The sequence below is a fragment of the Paenibacillus sp. 10L310 genome (assembly GCF_056395745.1).
The window spans coordinates 168,802-186,446 of record NZ_JBFTKC010000002.1 but is presented as its reverse complement, the minus strand read 5'-3'; the positions used below and the strand labels follow the sequence as shown (position 1 = coordinate 186,446).

18 protein-coding genes are annotated in these 17,645 nt (G+C 42.4%); 14 read left to right on the top strand and 4 right to left on the bottom strand.

Features of this window, described 5'->3' with window-relative positions:
* Nucleotides 1-18 precede the first annotated feature (18 nt).
* A complete protein-coding gene (locus AC1DE7_RS06415; protein WP_076253018.1) occupies nucleotides 19-666 on the bottom strand; it encodes a TetR/AcrR family transcriptional regulator in 648 nt (215 codons plus the stop codon).
* A 236-nt stretch (nucleotides 667-902) separates the two neighbouring features.
* Between AC1DE7_RS06415 and AC1DE7_RS06410 the strand changes: the two genes are divergently transcribed.
* The 5 genes from AC1DE7_RS06410 (at nucleotide 903) to nspC (ending at nucleotide 6,582) form a co-directional block, all read left to right on the top strand.
* Nucleotides 903-1,796, top strand: coding sequence for a TetR/AcrR family transcriptional regulator (locus AC1DE7_RS06410; protein ID WP_477533962.1), 894 nt, complete (start codon nucleotides 903-905; stop codon nucleotides 1,794-1,796).
* A 215-nt stretch (nucleotides 1,797-2,011) separates the two neighbouring features.
* On the top strand, nucleotides 2,012-3,274 hold the full coding sequence (locus AC1DE7_RS06405) for a cytochrome P450 family protein (RefSeq protein WP_477533961.1): 1,263 nt from the start codon (nucleotides 2,012-2,014) through the stop codon (nucleotides 3,272-3,274).
* 175 nt (nucleotides 3,275-3,449) lie between these two features.
* Nucleotides 3,450-3,677, top strand: coding sequence for a hypothetical protein (locus AC1DE7_RS06400; RefSeq protein WP_477533960.1), 228 nt, complete (start codon nucleotides 3,450-3,452; stop codon nucleotides 3,675-3,677).
* Between the two features lie 537 nt (nucleotides 3,678-4,214).
* Nucleotides 4,215-5,453, top strand: coding sequence for a saccharopine dehydrogenase family protein (locus tag AC1DE7_RS06395; protein ID WP_036616010.1), 1,239 nt, complete (start codon nucleotides 4,215-4,217; stop codon nucleotides 5,451-5,453).
* Nucleotide 5,454: 1 nt separating this feature from the next.
* Nucleotides 5,455-6,582: a carboxynorspermidine decarboxylase gene (nspC, locus tag AC1DE7_RS06390; RefSeq protein WP_477533959.1), complete on the top strand. Its 1,128-nt coding sequence runs from the start codon at nucleotides 5,455-5,457 to the stop codon at nucleotides 6,580-6,582.
* A gap of 185 nt (nucleotides 6,583-6,767) precedes the next feature.
* Here nspC and AC1DE7_RS06385 read toward each other — a convergent pair whose 3' ends face one another.
* Nucleotides 6,768-7,541 carry an SDR family NAD(P)-dependent oxidoreductase gene (locus AC1DE7_RS06385; protein WP_477533958.1) on the bottom strand — a complete coding sequence of 258 codons (774 nt, stop codon included), beginning with the start codon at nucleotides 7,539-7,541 and terminating at the stop codon, nucleotides 6,768-6,770.
* A gap of 111 nt (nucleotides 7,542-7,652) precedes the next feature.
* On the opposite strand from AC1DE7_RS06385, the gene AC1DE7_RS06380 reads away from it, so the two are divergent.
* The 9 genes from AC1DE7_RS06380 to AC1DE7_RS06340 all read left to right on the top strand — a co-directional run bounded on the left by AC1DE7_RS06380 (nucleotide 7,653) and on the right by AC1DE7_RS06340 (nucleotide 15,890).
* Entirely contained in the window at nucleotides 7,653-8,009 is a 357-nt protein-coding gene (locus AC1DE7_RS06380; RefSeq protein WP_477533957.1) for a MerR family transcriptional regulator, read from the top strand.
* A gap of 90 nt (nucleotides 8,010-8,099) precedes the next feature.
* Nucleotides 8,100-8,972, top strand: a complete 873-nt coding sequence (locus AC1DE7_RS06375; RefSeq protein WP_017688526.1) for a YitT family protein — start codon at nucleotides 8,100-8,102, stop codon at nucleotides 8,970-8,972.
* Between the two features lie 251 nt (nucleotides 8,973-9,223).
* Complete coding sequence (locus tag AC1DE7_RS06370; RefSeq protein WP_477533956.1) at nucleotides 9,224-9,541, top strand: DMT family transporter; 318 nt, start codon at nucleotides 9,224-9,226, stop codon at nucleotides 9,539-9,541.
* Nucleotides 9,542-9,569: 28 nt separating this feature from the next.
* Nucleotides 9,570-9,884, top strand: coding sequence for a DMT family transporter (locus tag AC1DE7_RS06365; protein WP_100526216.1), 315 nt, complete (start codon nucleotides 9,570-9,572; stop codon nucleotides 9,882-9,884).
* Nucleotides 9,885-10,023: 139 nt separating this feature from the next.
* Nucleotides 10,024-10,218 (top strand): hypothetical protein, encoded by a 195-nt coding sequence (locus AC1DE7_RS06360; RefSeq protein WP_245838061.1) that lies wholly within the window; start codon nucleotides 10,024-10,026, stop codon nucleotides 10,216-10,218.
* A 181-nt stretch (nucleotides 10,219-10,399) separates the two neighbouring features.
* Nucleotides 10,400-12,370: an ABC transporter substrate-binding protein gene (locus AC1DE7_RS06355; protein WP_477533955.1), complete on the top strand. Its 1,971-nt coding sequence runs from the start codon at nucleotides 10,400-10,402 to the stop codon at nucleotides 12,368-12,370.
* Between the two features lie 30 nt (nucleotides 12,371-12,400).
* Entirely contained in the window at nucleotides 12,401-12,985 is a 585-nt protein-coding gene (locus tag AC1DE7_RS06350) for a nitroreductase family protein (RefSeq protein WP_477533954.1), read from the top strand.
* A 333-nt stretch (nucleotides 12,986-13,318) separates the two neighbouring features.
* On the top strand, nucleotides 13,319-14,452 hold the full coding sequence (locus tag AC1DE7_RS06345; protein WP_477533953.1) for a serine hydrolase domain-containing protein: 1,134 nt from the start codon (nucleotides 13,319-13,321) through the stop codon (nucleotides 14,450-14,452).
* A 295-nt stretch (nucleotides 14,453-14,747) separates the two neighbouring features.
* Nucleotides 14,748-15,890 carry a DUF4309 domain-containing protein gene (locus AC1DE7_RS06340; protein ID WP_477533952.1) on the top strand — a complete coding sequence of 381 codons (1,143 nt, stop codon included), beginning with the start codon at nucleotides 14,748-14,750 and terminating at the stop codon, nucleotides 15,888-15,890.
* 106 nt (nucleotides 15,891-15,996) lie between these two features.
* Here AC1DE7_RS06340 and AC1DE7_RS06335 read toward each other — a convergent pair whose 3' ends face one another.
* Both AC1DE7_RS06335 and AC1DE7_RS06330 read right to left on the bottom strand, forming a co-directional pair.
* Entirely contained in the window at nucleotides 15,997-16,965 is a 969-nt protein-coding gene (locus AC1DE7_RS06335) for a DMT family transporter (protein WP_152683047.1), read from the bottom strand.
* Between the two features lie 159 nt (nucleotides 16,966-17,124).
* A complete protein-coding gene (locus tag AC1DE7_RS06330) occupies nucleotides 17,125-17,604 on the bottom strand; it encodes a TetR/AcrR family transcriptional regulator (RefSeq protein ID WP_477533951.1) in 480 nt (159 codons plus the stop codon).
* Between the last annotated feature and the right edge of the window lie 41 nt (nucleotides 17,605-17,645).

Below are 17,645 nucleotides of genomic sequence, written 5' to 3'. Positions count from 1 at the left end.
TCTCTATTTTACACTCCTCTATGATGAATGTGGATGGTTGGCATGTTCAAATCCTGCCCGTAAATGATTAAACGTGGTTTCCAAAAATTGATCGAATGTTAAAACACCGGGCTTGGTATCTTCAGTAATGACTTGTCCGGGCAGTAACACATTGAGTCTTCCATCAATTAATGGCAGTATTGTTCCATATAGTGCGTTGATCAAAAGATAAGTATAGATCTCGTCATACTTCCCGTTAGATAAGTCTAATAAGGTATCTTGTGCCTGCGTCTGCATCCGGTGCATGGCTCCAAGGTAATGCGGTTCAAGCACGGGATAGGTCTGGGATAGCGATAGTAGCTGATGAAGTCTTCCTATTAGTTCTGTTGTAAGCTGCATCTTGATCAGGTTATACAGTACGTCAAGCAAGGAGACGTTGTCGGGCAATTCGGTAAGCAACTCTTCGAGTTCCGTTGTATTCTGAACGGATATTGCGCCTCTGGCTACTGCCTCTTCCTTACATGTGAAGTAGTTTGCAAATGTTCTGCGGGAACAACCCACCTGATGCACGATATCTTCGACCGTAAAGCCATCAAGCCCATGTTCAAGGGTAAGTTCAAATGCAGCACTAGCAAGTGCTTTTTCAGTTGCTTCTTTCTTCAAATGTCGCAAGTTTCGTTTGATCATTATTCTCCGCTTATGCGTTCACCTCCAACACCAATGACTATGGTTTAATTCTTTTAAGAAGAGCACACTTACTGAATATGCACTTTGTGAGGTTTATCATAACAAACAAGTTGCTCATTGTGCAAATTTACTCATTGTGCAATTATTTTATATGACAGCTATACTGCGAATCAATGCTTCAACTCCTGAGGAATGAATGTTAAAATCAATAGAAAAACTTGGGGCGATAACGAGATATGAGTAGTCGTAAACAAAGTTTATTGGAAACAGCACTTGCACTATTTTTAGAGCACAGCTATGCAAATACAACAATCCAGATGATCTTGGATCAATCGGGTGTATCCAAAGGCACATTCTACAAATTCTTCAGTTCCAAAGAAGACTGTTTATATTCAATTATTGATCAGCGTATGCAAGAGGATGTTTTCATTCGTAAAGAGCTTGAACAAAATCACTATACATCGGATTATGACCTGCTCGTAGATCAGATTGCGATTCCTATGTCTGTACCTAATAAAGAGCGAGTATGGGAATTATATTGGACGGGTTTTTATTCCGGGGAGATCAACTCAGCCAAACTGGCTACAGTTCACCTAAAATGGCTGTCCACACGCTTGATTCAGGTTTACGGGAACGATATTAGCTTATATGCCAACGAAGGGGCCATATTGTGCTACGGCATATTACATCAGATTGCCAACACATCAAGAAGTCTAAATACGCCAAAACCGGTATGGAGCGAAGTGGTTCCAAAAGTACTAACGTACATTGAAGTGATCCTAAGAACAATGCATCAGAGAAATGAACATATTTTCGACTTTCAGTCTCTCTATTTCCTGAATGCCGATGAGCGTAACCATGATATGGGTCTGGACATCGATAATATATTGATCGAATTTGATGAGTTCAACAACCGTGTACAAAAATCCAAGGAATCTGCATCATTCAAGCAACTTTCGAAGGGGCTTTTAGCGCTATTACAAGATCAAGAGGATTTAAATATTCCTGTAATCGAAGTGGTGCTTCAAGCGTTTCACAAAGAGTACAAATCCAGTGCGTTTCAATCTGAAGCCAATAGACTGACCGAAGCCTGTTGGTGGTATTTGGAACTGGTGAAGCAACGTAATTAATATGGGGGTTGGCTCGTAGCCGACCTCTTTTTTTGCTTTTTTATGCCTGTAGTTTTAATTAATATACTATTAGTATATTAATTATTTATTGTTATAACAGTTATTTTTTTTGTTCAAACTATGAGATTTGAAATTAATTATACGAGTAGTATATAATCGGAATGAACATATATTTCCATAGATTTGAATAACTTCACTTCGAAAGGAAGATTTATATGAATAACTCGAATAACCAGACATCAGAAAAAGTAGAATTTAATTTGTTTAGCGAAGAAAATAGTAAAGATCCATTTGCCATGTTTGCACAGATGCGTGCCAAAGGTTCCGTTGTCCCTATTCCTAATCCAATGGGTGGAGCAGGGCAAACCTGGATTGTAACTCGGATGGACGTCGCCATGGAAGTGCTGAAAGATCACTCTCGATTTACGGTAGATATGAACTCTATTGATAGTGGCAATGATATTCGAAAGAATCTCTCAGGTGAGCTTGGTTCATCGGAACCCCAGACTTTTTTTACCGGAAAGTCGATGCTCTTTGTTGATGAACCGGATCACCGAAGACTGCGTAGCCTGGTTTCCAAAGCGTTCACGCCAAGATATATGGAAAGCCTGCGTCCACGCGTCCAGGAAATTGCCGATGAGTTGATTGACCAAATCGAAGGAAAGGGAGAGATGGATCTTGTAAAAGACTATGTCTATCCTTTCCCAATAAACGTTATTTCCGAAATGTTGGGTATACCTCAGGAAGACCGACCTCAGATTCATGTATGGTCTGAAGCCATTGCCAAAGGTCTTGGTTTTGGTAAACAGGACCCTGCCGTAGCGCAGCACTTGCGATCATTTGCAGAGTACACCTCACAGCTTGTGGCGAACAAACGAGTAGAACCTTCTGATGACCTCATCAGTCAATTGATTGCGATTGAGGAGGAGGGGGGAGATCGACTGAATGAAGATGAATTAATATCCATGATCACGTTATTGATATTTGCTGGACATGAGACTACTTCCAATCTGATTGCAACTGGTTCTTATCTTCTTCTGACCCATCCCGAACAACTAGAACAACTGAAACAAGATCTGAATCTGGTTCCTTCTGCGGTGGAGGAGTTGCTACGATATAACGGACCCGCTACTTCCTCAGGTCCTCGTTATGCAACGCAGAACACGGAGCTGGATGGACAATTGATTCAAAAGGGAGATGTTGTGATTCCCCTTCTGAAATCAGCGAATCGGGACGAGCAGCAGTTCACTGACCCCGAAGAGTTGGATATCGAACGCAAAATAAAACGGCATTTGGCCTTTGGACACGGCATCCATATGTGTCTTGGCGCTCCACTTGCTCGTGTAGAAGGGGACGTGGCGTTTACTACGCTTTTACGTCGGCTACCGGATATTCAGCTCAGTATTCCTCAGGAAGAGATTCATTGGCACTCTGCTTTGTCATCACAGGGATTGGCAGCATTGCCCGTAAAATTTTAATAGATACACTTAGTGTGACCCATTGGAGTATGACGAATTATCGTCATACTCTTTATTTGTAATGATGATAGAATGGAATGAACAAGAAACATGTTAATGGATTGAACACTGCTTAATGTAAAAGATAAAGTGGGATACATAATTTTTGTGGTGGAGGTAAACCTTATGAATAAAGATGAACAATTCATGCATAAAGCTATTGAGATTGCTCTGCAAGCTCGCAAAGAAGGAAACGAACCATTCGGCTCATGATCAATTAGCGGAAATTGCTGGCGGCAACATCATGATCTCGTGTGAAGAAGTATTCGACAAAAGTCCTCAAAAGCCTGAAGTAACAGGGAAATTACTTAACACGGAAGGCTTAAAAGTATTCGAAGGATATCAATTTCATTCCAACGCGTAATCAGGTCAAAAAAATAATTTTTAATTATTGCTTGATTTTTTTTTCGACGTCTGATAGTGTAAGACCTGTGATTTTGGGAAGTTAATTTATCAATATGAATTAGAGCTTTCCAGCAGATAATTTTGACCACTTCACCAGGAAGTTAAGGCCATACGGACAGCCGGGTCAAACGCCGATTGGCAACTTATGTTGCTTTATTGATTGAGTTCAAAGCTCAAATTTTATAAGTTGGTTACTTTACAACCAGTGCAATTGCACATCAACTTGTGAAACGGTCAATAAGAGTGGTAAAGGCGAATTATTTGCTATATAGACTCTGATCCAATATTGATATACATGAAGAAGCTTTCCGCCAAAGGAGTTCTTGTGAACTTTTTTGGTCATGGAGACTTCACGTCTTTTTTATGATGTATATCGATAAGCAAGTGTGATGATGCGCGATTGCGAGCATTTTTCACCTTGCTTTTTTTGTTGTCTTGTTGTCACCGTATTAAACCAATTTTAAAAAAAATACATATTGGGATAGGAGAATGTAAAATGGGAAAAGCACTAATCATCGGCGCCGGCGGCGTTGCTTCCGTGGCAGTACACAAATGCGTTCAAAACAGCGAAGTTTTTGAGGAAATCTGCATCGCGAGTCGTACAAAATCAAAATGTGATGAACTCAAAGCCAAGCTGGACGGCGGAAAAACAAAAATTACAACAGCACAAGTTGATGCTGACAATGTTGACGAACTGATCGCTCTGATCAACGAAGTTAAACCGGATATCGTTATGAACCTCGCTTTGCCGTATCAAGATCTGACAATCATGGATGCTTGTCTTGCAACTAAAACAAATTACATGGACACAGCTAACTATGAGCCACATGATACAGCGAAGTTTGAATACAGCTGGCAATGGGATTACAAAGAGCGTTTTGAACAAGCAGGCATCACTGCATTGCTCGGTAGTGGATTTGACCCAGGTGTGACTGGCGTATTCTCCGCTTATGCCCTGAAGCACTACTTTGACGAAATTGAGTACATCGACATTCTGGACTGCAATGGCGGCGACCATGGCTATCCGTTCGCAACCAACTTCAACCCTGAGATCAACATTCGCGAAGTATCTGCGAACGGAAAATATTGGGAAAATGGTGAATGGATCGAAACGAAGCCGATGGAAATCAAACGTGTCTACGACTTCAAAGAAGTTGGCGAGAAAGACATGTACCTGTTGTATCATGAGGAACTGGAATCTTTAGCAAAAAACATGCCAGGTCTGAAACGTATCCGTTTCTTCATGACATTTGGTCAAAGCTACCTGACTCACTTGAAAGCTCTTGAAAATGTAGGCATGACTTCAATCGAGCCTATTGAATATGAAGGTAAACAAATTATTCCACTGCAATTCCTGAAAGCAGTACTGCCTGATCCAGCATCCCTTGGACCACGTACTGTAGGTAAAACAAACATCGGTTGTATTTTCAAAGGTAAAAAAGACGGCAAAGACAAAACATATTATGTTTACAATATCTGTGATCACCAAGAGTGTTATAAAGAAGTGGGTTCCCAAGCGATCTCTTACACAACAGGCGTTCCAGCAATGATCGGTGCAGCAATGGTCATGACAGGCAAATGGAACAAACCAGGCGTATATAATGTAGAAGAGTTCAACCCAGATCCATTCATGGAAGAGTTGAACAAATGGGGCCTCCCATGGGTAGAAGACTTCAACCCGGTACTCGTTGATGAGCTGCCAGAAGAAGTTAAAGAATCGGAGCTTGTTCGCTAAAATGCGGTTCGAGCAATTACCGACACCATGTTTTGTTGTTGACGAGGCGCTTATTGAGAAAAACCTGAAAATCCTGAACGGTGTTATGCAGCGTACAGGTGCCAAAATCGTGCTGGCTCAAAAAGCATTCTCCATGACTGCGATGTATCCGCTGATTGGAGAATACCTGAGCGGTGCAACGGCAAGCGGTTTGTATGAAGCGCGTCTGGGCCATGAGGAAATGGGCAAAGAGAATCATGTTTTTGCTCCAGCATACCGCGCAGAAGAGATCGACGAGATTATCTCCATCTGCGACCACATTATTTTCAACTCATTTTCGCAGCTTGCAAAATTCAAGAATAAGGCGCTTCAAGCTGGCCGTAAGGTCGGCTTGCGCGTCAACCCTGAATGCTCCACCCAAGAAGGACATGAGATCTACGATCCGTGTTCTCCGGGTTCGCGTTTTGGCGCGAAACTGGAGGATTTCGATGCAGACCTGTTGGAAGGTGTCTCTGGACTGCACTTCCACACACTGTGTCAGCAAAACTCCGGCGATCTGGAGACTACACTGAATGCAGTGGTCGAGAAGTTCGGACAATGGTTGCCGCAGATGGAATGGATCAACTTCGGTGGTGGGCACCATATCACACGTGAAGATTATGATATTCCGAGACTGGAAGCATGCATCAAACGTATGCAGAACGACTATGGTCTGGAAGTATATCTGGAGCCGGGAGAAGCTGTTGCGCTGAATGCGGGTTATCTGGTGACTTCTGTGCTGGACTTCCATAAGAACGGTATGGACATTGCCATTCTGGATACTTCAGCTACATGCCATATGCCGGATGTACTGGAAATGCCATATCGCCCGCCGCTGATCGGTTCGGGAGAAGTGGGTGAGAAGGCTCATCTGTATCGCCTAGGTGGACAAACCTGTCTGTCTGGTGACGTGATTGGGGATTATTCATTCGATCAGCCTTTGCAAGAAGGCGACCGTCTGGTATTCGAGGACATGGCGATTTACTCCATGGTGAAAACCAATACGTTCAACGGCATGCCGCTTCCAGCGATTGCAGTCAAAAGAAAAGACGGCGATTGCGAAGTTGTTCGCGAATTCGGATATCAGGATTTCAAAATGAGGCTGGCATAATTACTTCATTATATAGTAAGTATTAATATAGAATTGAAAATAATTACAAAGAAGGGAACCTGGAGACAGGTTCCCTTTTTAACGTTAACTGAAGTTTAACGATTAGATTCAATGATGTTTATCAGTGAGGTTAGGTGAATGTTTACCGGTATTGAGCCGACTTAGCTTCGACTTCAGTTTTCGGGTTAATTTTGTGGTTTCGAGGATGCTCTCGCAGCGTATGGAAAGATTGGTTCTCTTAGTTCAAAGTCATACGTCAACCCATCCACAATGCCGACTACACTTTCACTGTCATACAACTCCAGCAAAAATCCAGCCATTTGTTCCGCCGTATGGAACTTGGGAACTCTGCCTTCATATTCAAACTCATCTACATTAAAGGAATGTTTCGCAAATTCTGTCTCGGTTGCAGCAGGTGCGAGAACTTTGGCTTGCATCGCTGCGTTCTTACCTTTTAACTCTTGCGCAAGTCCTTCGGTAAAGGCACTTACATAGAACTTGGTTGCGCAGTAGGTTACTGCATCGGCTACAATCGTATATCCACCACCAGAGGAGATATTAATGATCTGTGTGCCATCAACATCTGCATAATCACGTACATACAGGGAAGAAAGAATCGTAAGAGCTTCTATATTTAGATGAAGCATCTGTTCAATCTTGGGCAGATGTTGTTCGCCCACGGAAGCAAAATTTCCGAATCCGGCGTTGTTAATCCACGTCTCAATGGAGTAAGCCTGAAGACTCTCATAGAATTCATGCACATTAGCGGCAATGGACAAATCCACTGTACGAATGACAACATCCAGAGCAGGATTGATTTCAGCTACTTTTGCTTTTAACTTGTCCAATTCATCGGTTCTGCGTGCTGCCAGAATTATATTTTTGCCACGAGCTGCAAAAGCTAAAGCCGCTTCATATCCAATGCCTGAACTGGCACCGGTAATCACTGTATATTTCATGGGAATTCCTCCTGGATCTGATTTCATTTTATATTGTGATGTGACCACGAGTTGATTATACTGATTAGAGCTTACTCTAAGTCAAGCGGGAAAATGGAGGGGAGGTTAACCATGCATACCATTGGTGAAGTGGCAGAATTACTCCATATCAGTGCACATACGTTGCGTTATTATGAGAAGGAACAGATTGTAACTCCTCTCCGAGATGCCAGTGGAGACAGGCGATACAACGAGTCACACCTGAAGTGGCTGCAATTTGTGATCAAATTAAAAGAGACTCAAATGCCCATTGCTATTATTAAGAAATATGCGTCCTTGTTTCAGGAAGGGGAGCATACGGCGGCGGATCGTTTGAAGCTGCTGGAGGAGCATAAAGAGTCGATTCAAAAACAGATGCACATACTTCACACAGCAGATGAGATGCTTGAACATAAAATTTCGTCGTATCGGGCGTTCATCGGACAATGAAGTAACACACACAAATGACGATCTATTGCCAAAACAGTGATTTTTATTATAGACTGTTTTTTATCGGTTGTTCATCAAGGGGGAAATGCAATGCATCAAAACAGAAAACAAAAGTCAAACAAGTTAAAGATCCTCTCCAAAGTATTATTGATTATCATAGGGGGATTTATAACGGCATATGGCCTGGAAGCCATATTGATCCCGAATAATGTCTCAGATGGTGGTGTCACAGGTCTGAGTATCGTAGGATCACAGCTGTTCGGATTACCACTGGGGATGCTCATCGGGATTATTAACATTCCATTTGTGTGGCTCGGGTACAAGCAAATCGGAAAAAGCTTTGCGTTATATTCGATCATCGGTATTGCTTCACTCGCAATCAGCACCAGTCTGATGCACCATATACCAACCATCATTGAAGGTGATACCTTGCTTGTTACGGTTGTCGGCGGGATTATCATCGGTTTTGGTATGGGACTTGCATTACGTAATGGCGGTGCATTGGATGGCATAGATATGCTGGCTGTACTCCTTTCGCGAAAAGTACCTTTTGGGACCAGTGATCTCATCCTGTTCCTCAACATGTTTGTATTTATTGTCGTTTCTACCGTGTTTGGTCTGCAAGGCGCGATCTTGTCAGGACTTGCGTATTTTATTGCTTCTAAAGTAATACATATTGTTGAAGAGGGCTTGAGCGGCTCCAAAACGTTTAAAATTATTACGAATCAACCTGAGATTATGGTTGAAACCATTCGGGACCGTTTAGGCCGTGGAGCAACGTATACCGAGGCTTACGGTGGCTACTCTAATGAACAATTCAAGGAAATTACTTGTGTCATTAACCGGATGGAAGAGAGTAAAATTAAAGATATCATTCACGAAATTGACCCAACTGCTTTTGTAGTCGTATACGATGTAGCTGAAGTGAGAGGCGGCAATTTCAAAAAGAAAGATATTCACTGATTCCGAAAAACAAAATTAACTTATACGTAGTTGGTCAACCAGGAACTTCTGGTTGGCTTTTTTTGTATGTTCACAGCGTAACTTGGAGTTTTAACAGGCGGATTTTCTTGTTAGTTTGATACGAATATTTAAATTTGCATATAAAATAAAGATGGTTTATTATTATATCAAATGATACAAAATACTATCATTATTGAATGTGAATGTTGATTACAAAACAACAACATGAATGCAGAAGAGGAGAATGTTTTATGGCGTGGTTATTCCTTATTCTTGGAGGGATTTTAGAGGTAGGTTGGGCATTAGGTTTGTCATTCTCCGATGGATTTTCCAAAATCGAGATCGTAATCCCCACGGTTATTTTAATGATTGGCAGCTTCTACTTCTTTGCAAAATCCACTAAAGTACTTCCTGTATCAACGGCGTATGCGGTGTTTACCGGACTTGGTTCATTTGGAACCGCAATTGTGGGAATGATTTTTTTGGGGGACTCCGTAAGTGCAATCAAAAATCGTGCTGGTCATGATATTAATCAGTTGCATCATCGGTCTGAAATTTGTATCCAATGAACCTAAACCAAAGGCGGGTGTATAGAATATGAGTTGGTTTTTCTTGATCTTAGCTGGTTTATTTGAAGTTGGTGGTGTAATATTTCTGAAACTTTCAGATGGATTCACCAAATTGAAACATACATTGATGTTCGCTATGTTTCTGGGATTAAGTTTCATTTTTCTTTCCCTGTCTTTGAGAGAGATCCCAATCAGCATTGGTTATGGAATCTGGACAGGTATTGGGGCATCGGGCAGTGTACTATTGGGGATGTATGTATTCAAAGAGCCCAAAAATGCAAAGAAATTAGCTATCGTTAGTGGGATTATCGTCAGTATTGTGGGATTGAAACTAGTCTCTTAACTGGATAAATTAGCTGTACTAACAACGGAACGATATCCATCTCATCTATATTCATGCATAAGTACAGCTCTCTTATGGGAAAACTTCTGTAGTACGAATTAAATTGCATGACTTCAAGTATGTATGGGAGGTTAGCATAGTGACAAAGCAGGACCCGCAAGAGCTTTTGAAGCAAAAACATGAACTGGATGATCAAAAAAGACAGTTCACTAATTTTTCCCGAAATATTTCAGGTCATGGTGAGGTTGAAGCTGGTCAAGAGTTCAGTGTTGACCGAGTGCCAGATGACCAAAACCGTATGAAATCGGTTGAGAACAGACGCGGCGAAGTCTAAAACGTTACAACATAAGCCGATCCTTTCATGGATCGGCTTATTCGTGCGTAGCATTTTATCGAATAGGAAGATATATGTTGTAGTTGAGAATGATTATCGATAGAATGGAGAAAAGTGAAAATATCCGCTGATTTTGCTGATGTTTTGCTAACTTAATGGGTTGTGGAAGGTGAAGGAAGAGATGCACGTAGAAGAGCATGTGAAGTTATGGAATCTGGCCTCAATTAAAATATGGGAAGTGCGTCACGTCGTCGTGCGCGCTGGCGAACCCATCCATGCCTATCGATTTCCAATTAGCGGTTTTATATATACAGTTCGCGGCAATGCAACGATTACACTGGATGATACGATGTACGCGATCGATCAGATGCAAGTCTTACATGGAGGCAAGGGGGTATGGATGAAAATTTCCCTGAACGAGGATTCATTCGAATTTTATTTGATGTTTTATCGGGCTAATTTGTCGTTATCCAATACTCGTGAGAATCAAGCTCTGCTCAGGCAACATGTCCCGTTTCACGTGCAATATGCTTTCGCCCCAAGCTATCCCATTGACTTATATGATAAAGTCCAAAGAATAGAGCAACATTGGGAACGGACGGATGCGTTCTCGAAATTTCAGGTAAAGACGTTATTTTATCAATTTATTAATGAATTAATGAGGCAGTTAAGTGCACAAGGAATTGAGACTGCCAAGCCCGATCTGGTAGCTCAAGCCGTTCGTTATCTTCAAGAGAATTACATGTTGCCCGTTATGGTCGATCCGCTCGCAGAACTTCTGGATTGCAGTGCAGGGCATCTGTCGAGAACGTTCAAGAAAGAGACAGGCAACAGTCTGATTACCTATTTAACTCGGATACGGATGTACAAAGCCAAGGAGCTGCTGTTGCACACAGATGCATCTCTTCAGAAGATTGCCGAGGCAATCGGCATTCCGGATGTGATCTATTTTAATCGTGTATTTAAAAAGTATGTTGGCCTTTCACCAGGTCGGTTCAAACAAAAATGTATCGCCTTGCCAACCGGTCAGAATAATGCTATCCAAGAATCAGAATTGTCCATTGTCAGTCCCATGCATCGCGGTTATGATCCTATTGATGATGATAATTATTATCAATACAACACAAAAGGAGAATCACTTACATCTATGAGATCGAGAAAACCCGTTGCATTGCTTTTGATGCTCAGCCTTACATTATTAATATCAGCCTGTTCCCCTTATCAGGGCAGTTCAGCAACAAGCAGTAATGGAACAAGCGGTAACAATGCTCCAATCACCGAAGTCGCGCAATCCACCGAATCAGCAGTACAGGAGCGTGTTGTTAAACATCCTTGGGGAGAAACTGTCATCAAAGGTGATCCTCAGCATATTATTTCGTTGTTCCCGGCTGCAACTGACTATTTGTTAGCACTCGGTATTGTACCCCAGGCAGCATCCAGTAATGAGGAGGGGAGTGATCAGTTTCCTACCTACCTGTCCGATCAACTACAAGGAAAAGAAAATCTGGGCTGGCAGGTTGATCCCAACTACGAAAGCATATTGGCGGCAGAGCCAGACCTGATTATCGGTCAGGATTTCATGAGTGATGCCTATGACAGCCTCAGCAAAATTGCGCCTACCTTGCTGGCAGAGAAGCTGCAGGACGAGCAAGGTATTATTCGTATGAAGACAAGCCTGTTACATATGGGAGATATGTTAGGGAAGACGGATCAGGCCAAACAGGTCATTGAAGAATACGAAAAGAAGGCTGCAGAAGCCCGTGAGAAAATCAAGCAATCCATCGGAGGCGAGACCGTGATGTTCCTGCGTTTATCCGATAAAGAAGTGCGTTATTACAGTAAAAGAAACTATGAGGTTCTGTACGACGATCTAGGCCTGACACCTCCTGTATCCATACCTGACCCGACAGATTCAATGAAAGTAATCTCCATGGAGTCGTTACCATCGATTAATCCGGATCATATTTTCCTGTTGTCATCAGACGAAAATGAAACGACAGAATTGCAAAAAACCGCAGTGTGGAAAAGCCTGAATGCTGTTAAAAACAACAATGTCTACATCGTTGACTACGGCTTGTGGTTCCAAGGTCCGGGAGGACCCATTGGACAGACCAAGATTATCGACGAAGCGGTAAATTTCCTTACCCAATAAGAAAACAAGACAGGAGGACGATCCCCCCTTATGGAAACGTCTGTAATGGAAAAGATTATTCGTGAACGAAGAACTATTCGTCAGTTCAATGGCAAACCGCTGGCGAAAGAAACGATCATGCACTTGCTGGAAGCGGCCGTGTGGGCACCTGTTCATTCCCGTAAAGAGCCATGGCGCTTCATATTATTTGTAGAAGAAGGTCGGAAGCAATTTGCTGATGCGGTGCTACATACGTTTTCCAAAGATGAGCGGGAGCGCTGGACAGAGAAGTTGCAAAAGGACTATTGCGAATCTATCCAAGCCCATCTGCTGGTTGTGATTGAGGCTGATCCGAGACAACGGGTATGGGAAGATGCTGTGGGGGCTAGTGCTGCCCTTATTCAAAATATTCAACTCCTGGCATGGGAGCAGGATATCGGCGTAGTGTGGAAGACGAATGAATATAATTTTGACCCTGATTTCTACGCTAAGACAGGTGTGAAATCAGGGGAGAGAATCATTGGCACACTTCATCTGGGGTATTTTGATCAGGATAAGATTCCCAAGCCTCGTCCTCGCACACCCGTAGAAGAATTGATGACCTTTGTCTCCACGACAAGAGCAGAAGTACAGTAGTAGTGATACTTCATACGGTTCCGAGCTGTGAAACGAACTCATTGTAAGCCGCGAACATAGCGGCTTTTTTGCATAATTGAATATCGATGTTGATTGGATGTCAGACATTGAGGAGTTCAAATTGTTTCTGATTAACGTTATCTCACACTGCCTGCCAAATCATGAACGAAATGAAATACAAATTCGGCGGTCAATAAATGGATGGTTGAGGCCATATAGGTGGTAGTCAATCGTTGTAAAAGGTCGTATATTAATAATATGTCGATTGTGGGAGTGAACATGTACCACATTGCAAAATGATAAACGATTCTACATAGAAGGATGGAAAAAGACATGGACTTTAAACCGCTTGCTTCATTTATTGACCGCATTACATCCTGGCGTATACCGTGGGCAGAGGTGCTGGTGATGCATCGAAATGATACCGTTTTCCATTATCGTAATGGATACGCCAATCTGGAAGAGAAAACACCTATCGGTGATGGAGCGATCTTCAATCTATACTCCATGACCAAAATTATGACCTGCGTGGCAGGATTGCAACTGGTTGAGAGAGGTGAAATGCTGCTAAGCGATCCACTGTCTGATTATCTGCCAGAGTATGCTGAGATGACGGTAAAGAAAACGATGGCGAACGGGGAGATCCGACTGGAAAAGGCGACAAGAGCCATTACAGTACGTGATTTGTTCACCATGACCGCCGGGTTCTCGTATGACGTGGGTAGTCCAAGCATTCAAGAAGCTGTAAAAAGCACCGACGGAACATTACCAACACGTGACTTCGCGAGAGCGCTTGCGAAAGAACCACTGCTGTTTGAACCAGGGACACACTGGAATTACAGCATGTGCCATGATGTGTTAGGAGCCTTGGTGGAAGTGGTAAGTGGCAAACGCTTTGGTACGTATCTGCGGGACGAAATTACCGGACCCCTTGGCATGAACGATACAGCGTTTAATCTGAACGATGAGCAGCAGACACGCCTGATTCCACAGTATGCTTATAATGATGAGCTTGAAAAGGCTGTACGTTTGGACGGCAATGGATTCCGTGTGGGTACGGAGCTGGAAAGCGGCGGTGCAGGGTTGCTATCAACCGTTAGCGATTATGCACGTTTTCTGAACGCGCTTACTGGGCATGGTACGAGTCCCCAAGGCGTGCGCATTCTGTCACAAGCTTCAGTGGAACTGATGCGAACGGACCACCTGAACGAGATGACTCGTGCTGATTATTCCTGGGATCATATGTATGGATACGGCTATGGACTGGGTGTTCGCACACATATCTCCAAAGCAGCAAGCGGCTCACTGAGTCCAATTGGCGAATTTGGATGGAGCGGCGCTGCTGGTTGTATGGCTATTATTGATCCGGATTCAGAGCTTACAGTTATGTATGCACAGCACCTGCTGAACAGTCAGGAGCCATACGTTCAACGACGCTTACGTAATGTGGTTTACTCCTGTCTATAAATCATATCGTATTCGAAGTTACTTGAAGAGCCGCTAAATAGCGGCTTTTTTATGTTATATGATTCGAAATCTATTAATTAGATTGTTATTTCTTTATTAGAAAGGGTATGTTATCATTCTTAGGAAATTAGTACTAGTAGGAGGATATGCTTATTGAACATGAATCTATATTAACTACATAGTTTGATCAAGATTACACGCTAGCAAGTACCTGTTTGAATGTTGAGATTGTGAACGATTCATAATTAGAAAAGAGCTGTTAGATTTTTATTTTTTACTCAAAGGAGAGTCATCGATGATACACCCTAAGCACCAATCAAAATGGGCTTCTCTGGCCTTACTTACCTTATTCGTCTACGTTCTGAGCACATTGCTCCTGCTACCACCCAATGCTGCTGCCAAAGGAGAGCAAATCTCCGCCAAACAGCTCGAAAGTATGAGCCGGCTTTCATTCACGCTTCGTGATGCCAAACAAACGGCTTACACCGTTTATATTTTCGCTTATGATGAACAGAAGAGAACGCTGACCAAAGAAAATGGCTGGACCAACAATAAAAAAGGCGACAAGAGTTATTCAGGCACGTATCGTGCAGCCTTGCTGAAAAAAGGTGCAACATACGGAACTGTTCAGGCAGCAAAACTGGATCTGAATACGATTATTTTGCCTCAAACCTGGAACTTTGTTGTGAAGAGCAAAGAGGCTAGTACACCAGACATGCTGATGATCACCGATTGGGGAACTTCTAATTTTAATGAGGTGAAAACGTATATTGTTCGTTCCGGGGAATTGCGCCGTGTAACATATGTCGATAATAAGGGAAAAAAAATCGACGATTCCTACTCTGCAAGCAGAGATGATGGAATCCGTACTCTTTCAGGTGCCCGAGTGCAGTTCAAAAATTACAACAACCTTCAATTCGTCTATGGGGTTGATACGTTTAAGCTGAATGTGAACAAATTGGAATTACGCTTGGAAGATACGAGAAACCTTCGTTCAGAAGCTTGGCCAAACTCGGGTGTTGGCGATCGCGCTTACCTGAAAAGCCTAAAGGAAGCTGCTTTAAAGGGTGTGCTGCCAGGCCGGACGGACATCAAGATTGGTATGACGCTTCAAAATGCGCAAAAAAAGCTGGGGAAACCTAATTCTCGTTCAAACGGGGAATGGGGAGCGTACTATTTTTATTCTAAATTCGGCGTCGGGTTTGATTCATACATGCACGAGCTTACCAATAAATCACGTATTGCCGTTTTTGATTTGTACAATGAAAAGCAGAATCTTTCACCACGGAATGTGAAAATATGGATGGGAAAACCTTCCTCAGAATATTACAATGAAGTCGTGGTTGGTTATGAGATGGTATACCAATTGGGTAATCACGCCATTGTATTTACTTATGAGGAAGAAGAGGACTTGATTGATTTTACGAGTATATATTAAGGTATAGCATTCATCGTAAAGAAATGAAAGCATAGCTTAATCACATTTACAAAAAAAGCCGCTGATTAGCGGCTTTTTTTGTTATCCATGGAAGTGGACGCGTAGTCTATTTCATTGGAGTGTTATTAGAGCTCTGCACAGAACGTACACGATTGACTAAATAAATGCCGACTGATACGAACAGTAATGCGACCAGATTTTTCAATTCCAGAATCGTTTCCCCCAGGAATAACGCTGATAATAAAGCTCCAAATACAGGGATTAGGAAGTTATAGACAGACACTCTTCCGACCTTGTTGTACTTGAGAAGCATATTCCATAGACAAAATGCGACAGATGACAGCAAAGCCAGGTAGATTAAGTTACTGGTGGATTCCAGGGTGAAATGGGTGACCCGACCGCCGAGTGATAGACCTAACAGCGTAAGTACCAGTCCCCCGACGAATAAGCTGACACCTGTTATGATCAGAACATCGATCGTAGCCGTGAGACGTTTTGCGTAAAGGGCTGTAACGGAAAAAACAAGTGCCGCTATAATAACGAAGCCTTCGCCTGTGAATGAAAAGGAAAAAGCAAGCAGATCCGTATGGAAGTTTACGATGATTACACCAACGAATCCAAGCAAGCAACCAACGATTTTATTTCTGCTTAATTTGTCGTTTTTATAGATGAAATGGGCCAGAACAACACTGAAAAAGGTTGTAGTAGCGTTCATAATGGAGCCTTTGACACCTGTCGTATTGGCTACGCCAACGTAGAAAAACATATATTGCAAACCGGTTTGCAATATACCTAACATGATGAGGCCTGTCCACTGAGGCTTGGTTAATTGGAGCTTCTGTTTTCTAACGATACGAGACAGGAGCAAGAGCAGCATACCCGCCAGTGTAAACCGGTATCCTGCAAATACATACTTGGAAGCAATATCTTCCGGCATTATGTTAAATGCAATATATCCAAGTTTGATGGATGGGTACGCACTTCCCCATAACAAGCAACAAAGGCTTGCCACGAGCATGACAAAAATGGGATCACTAAATTTACTCGGTTTCTCAAGGGTATTTCTCTCTATCACTTTCGATCTTCTCCTCACATTTCATGTACATATGTATGTATGAATCTATTAACATCCTCACTGACCATATCACATATCGCTAATGTTTGTAATGATAATTAATAAACCGCTCTTCAATTGGTCTGATTAAAAGAAGGAACGGTTCATGAGGAGTCTATGTTATAGATTCCTTTCTAATAAAATCCCAACTTGTTCTGCGACAATGTGAGGTTGCCGGGGTAATCCATTCGTGAAATAGGATTCCACGATACCCACGATTGCTGTACCAAAGAACGTGAGAATCACTTCTTTTGTTAGTCCTTTATTTTTTCCCTCCGTCACATTCACCTCATCCTCCAGTTCTTCAATGACGAGAGCAAGGAAGCGATTGCGGAAAAAAGGGGCTCCTTTACTCAGTAACATAGCCGAGAAAAATGAATAGTGAACTTCAAAATAATCGAACCAAAGTACATTGCTTTCTATAAAATCCAGATCGGATGCTTCCTTGCACAATCTTCTTAGTTCATCGATATGTTCTTCAATTAATTTATCCAGCAAGTCAAATTTGTCCGAATAGTGATGGTATATCGTTCTGCGGCCGACATTTGCATGATCAGAGATATCTTGCATCGTAATGGTATCAAAAGGTTTCTCGTTCATGAGTTTGATAAAAGCGGATTTGATCGCTTCCTGAGACTTAA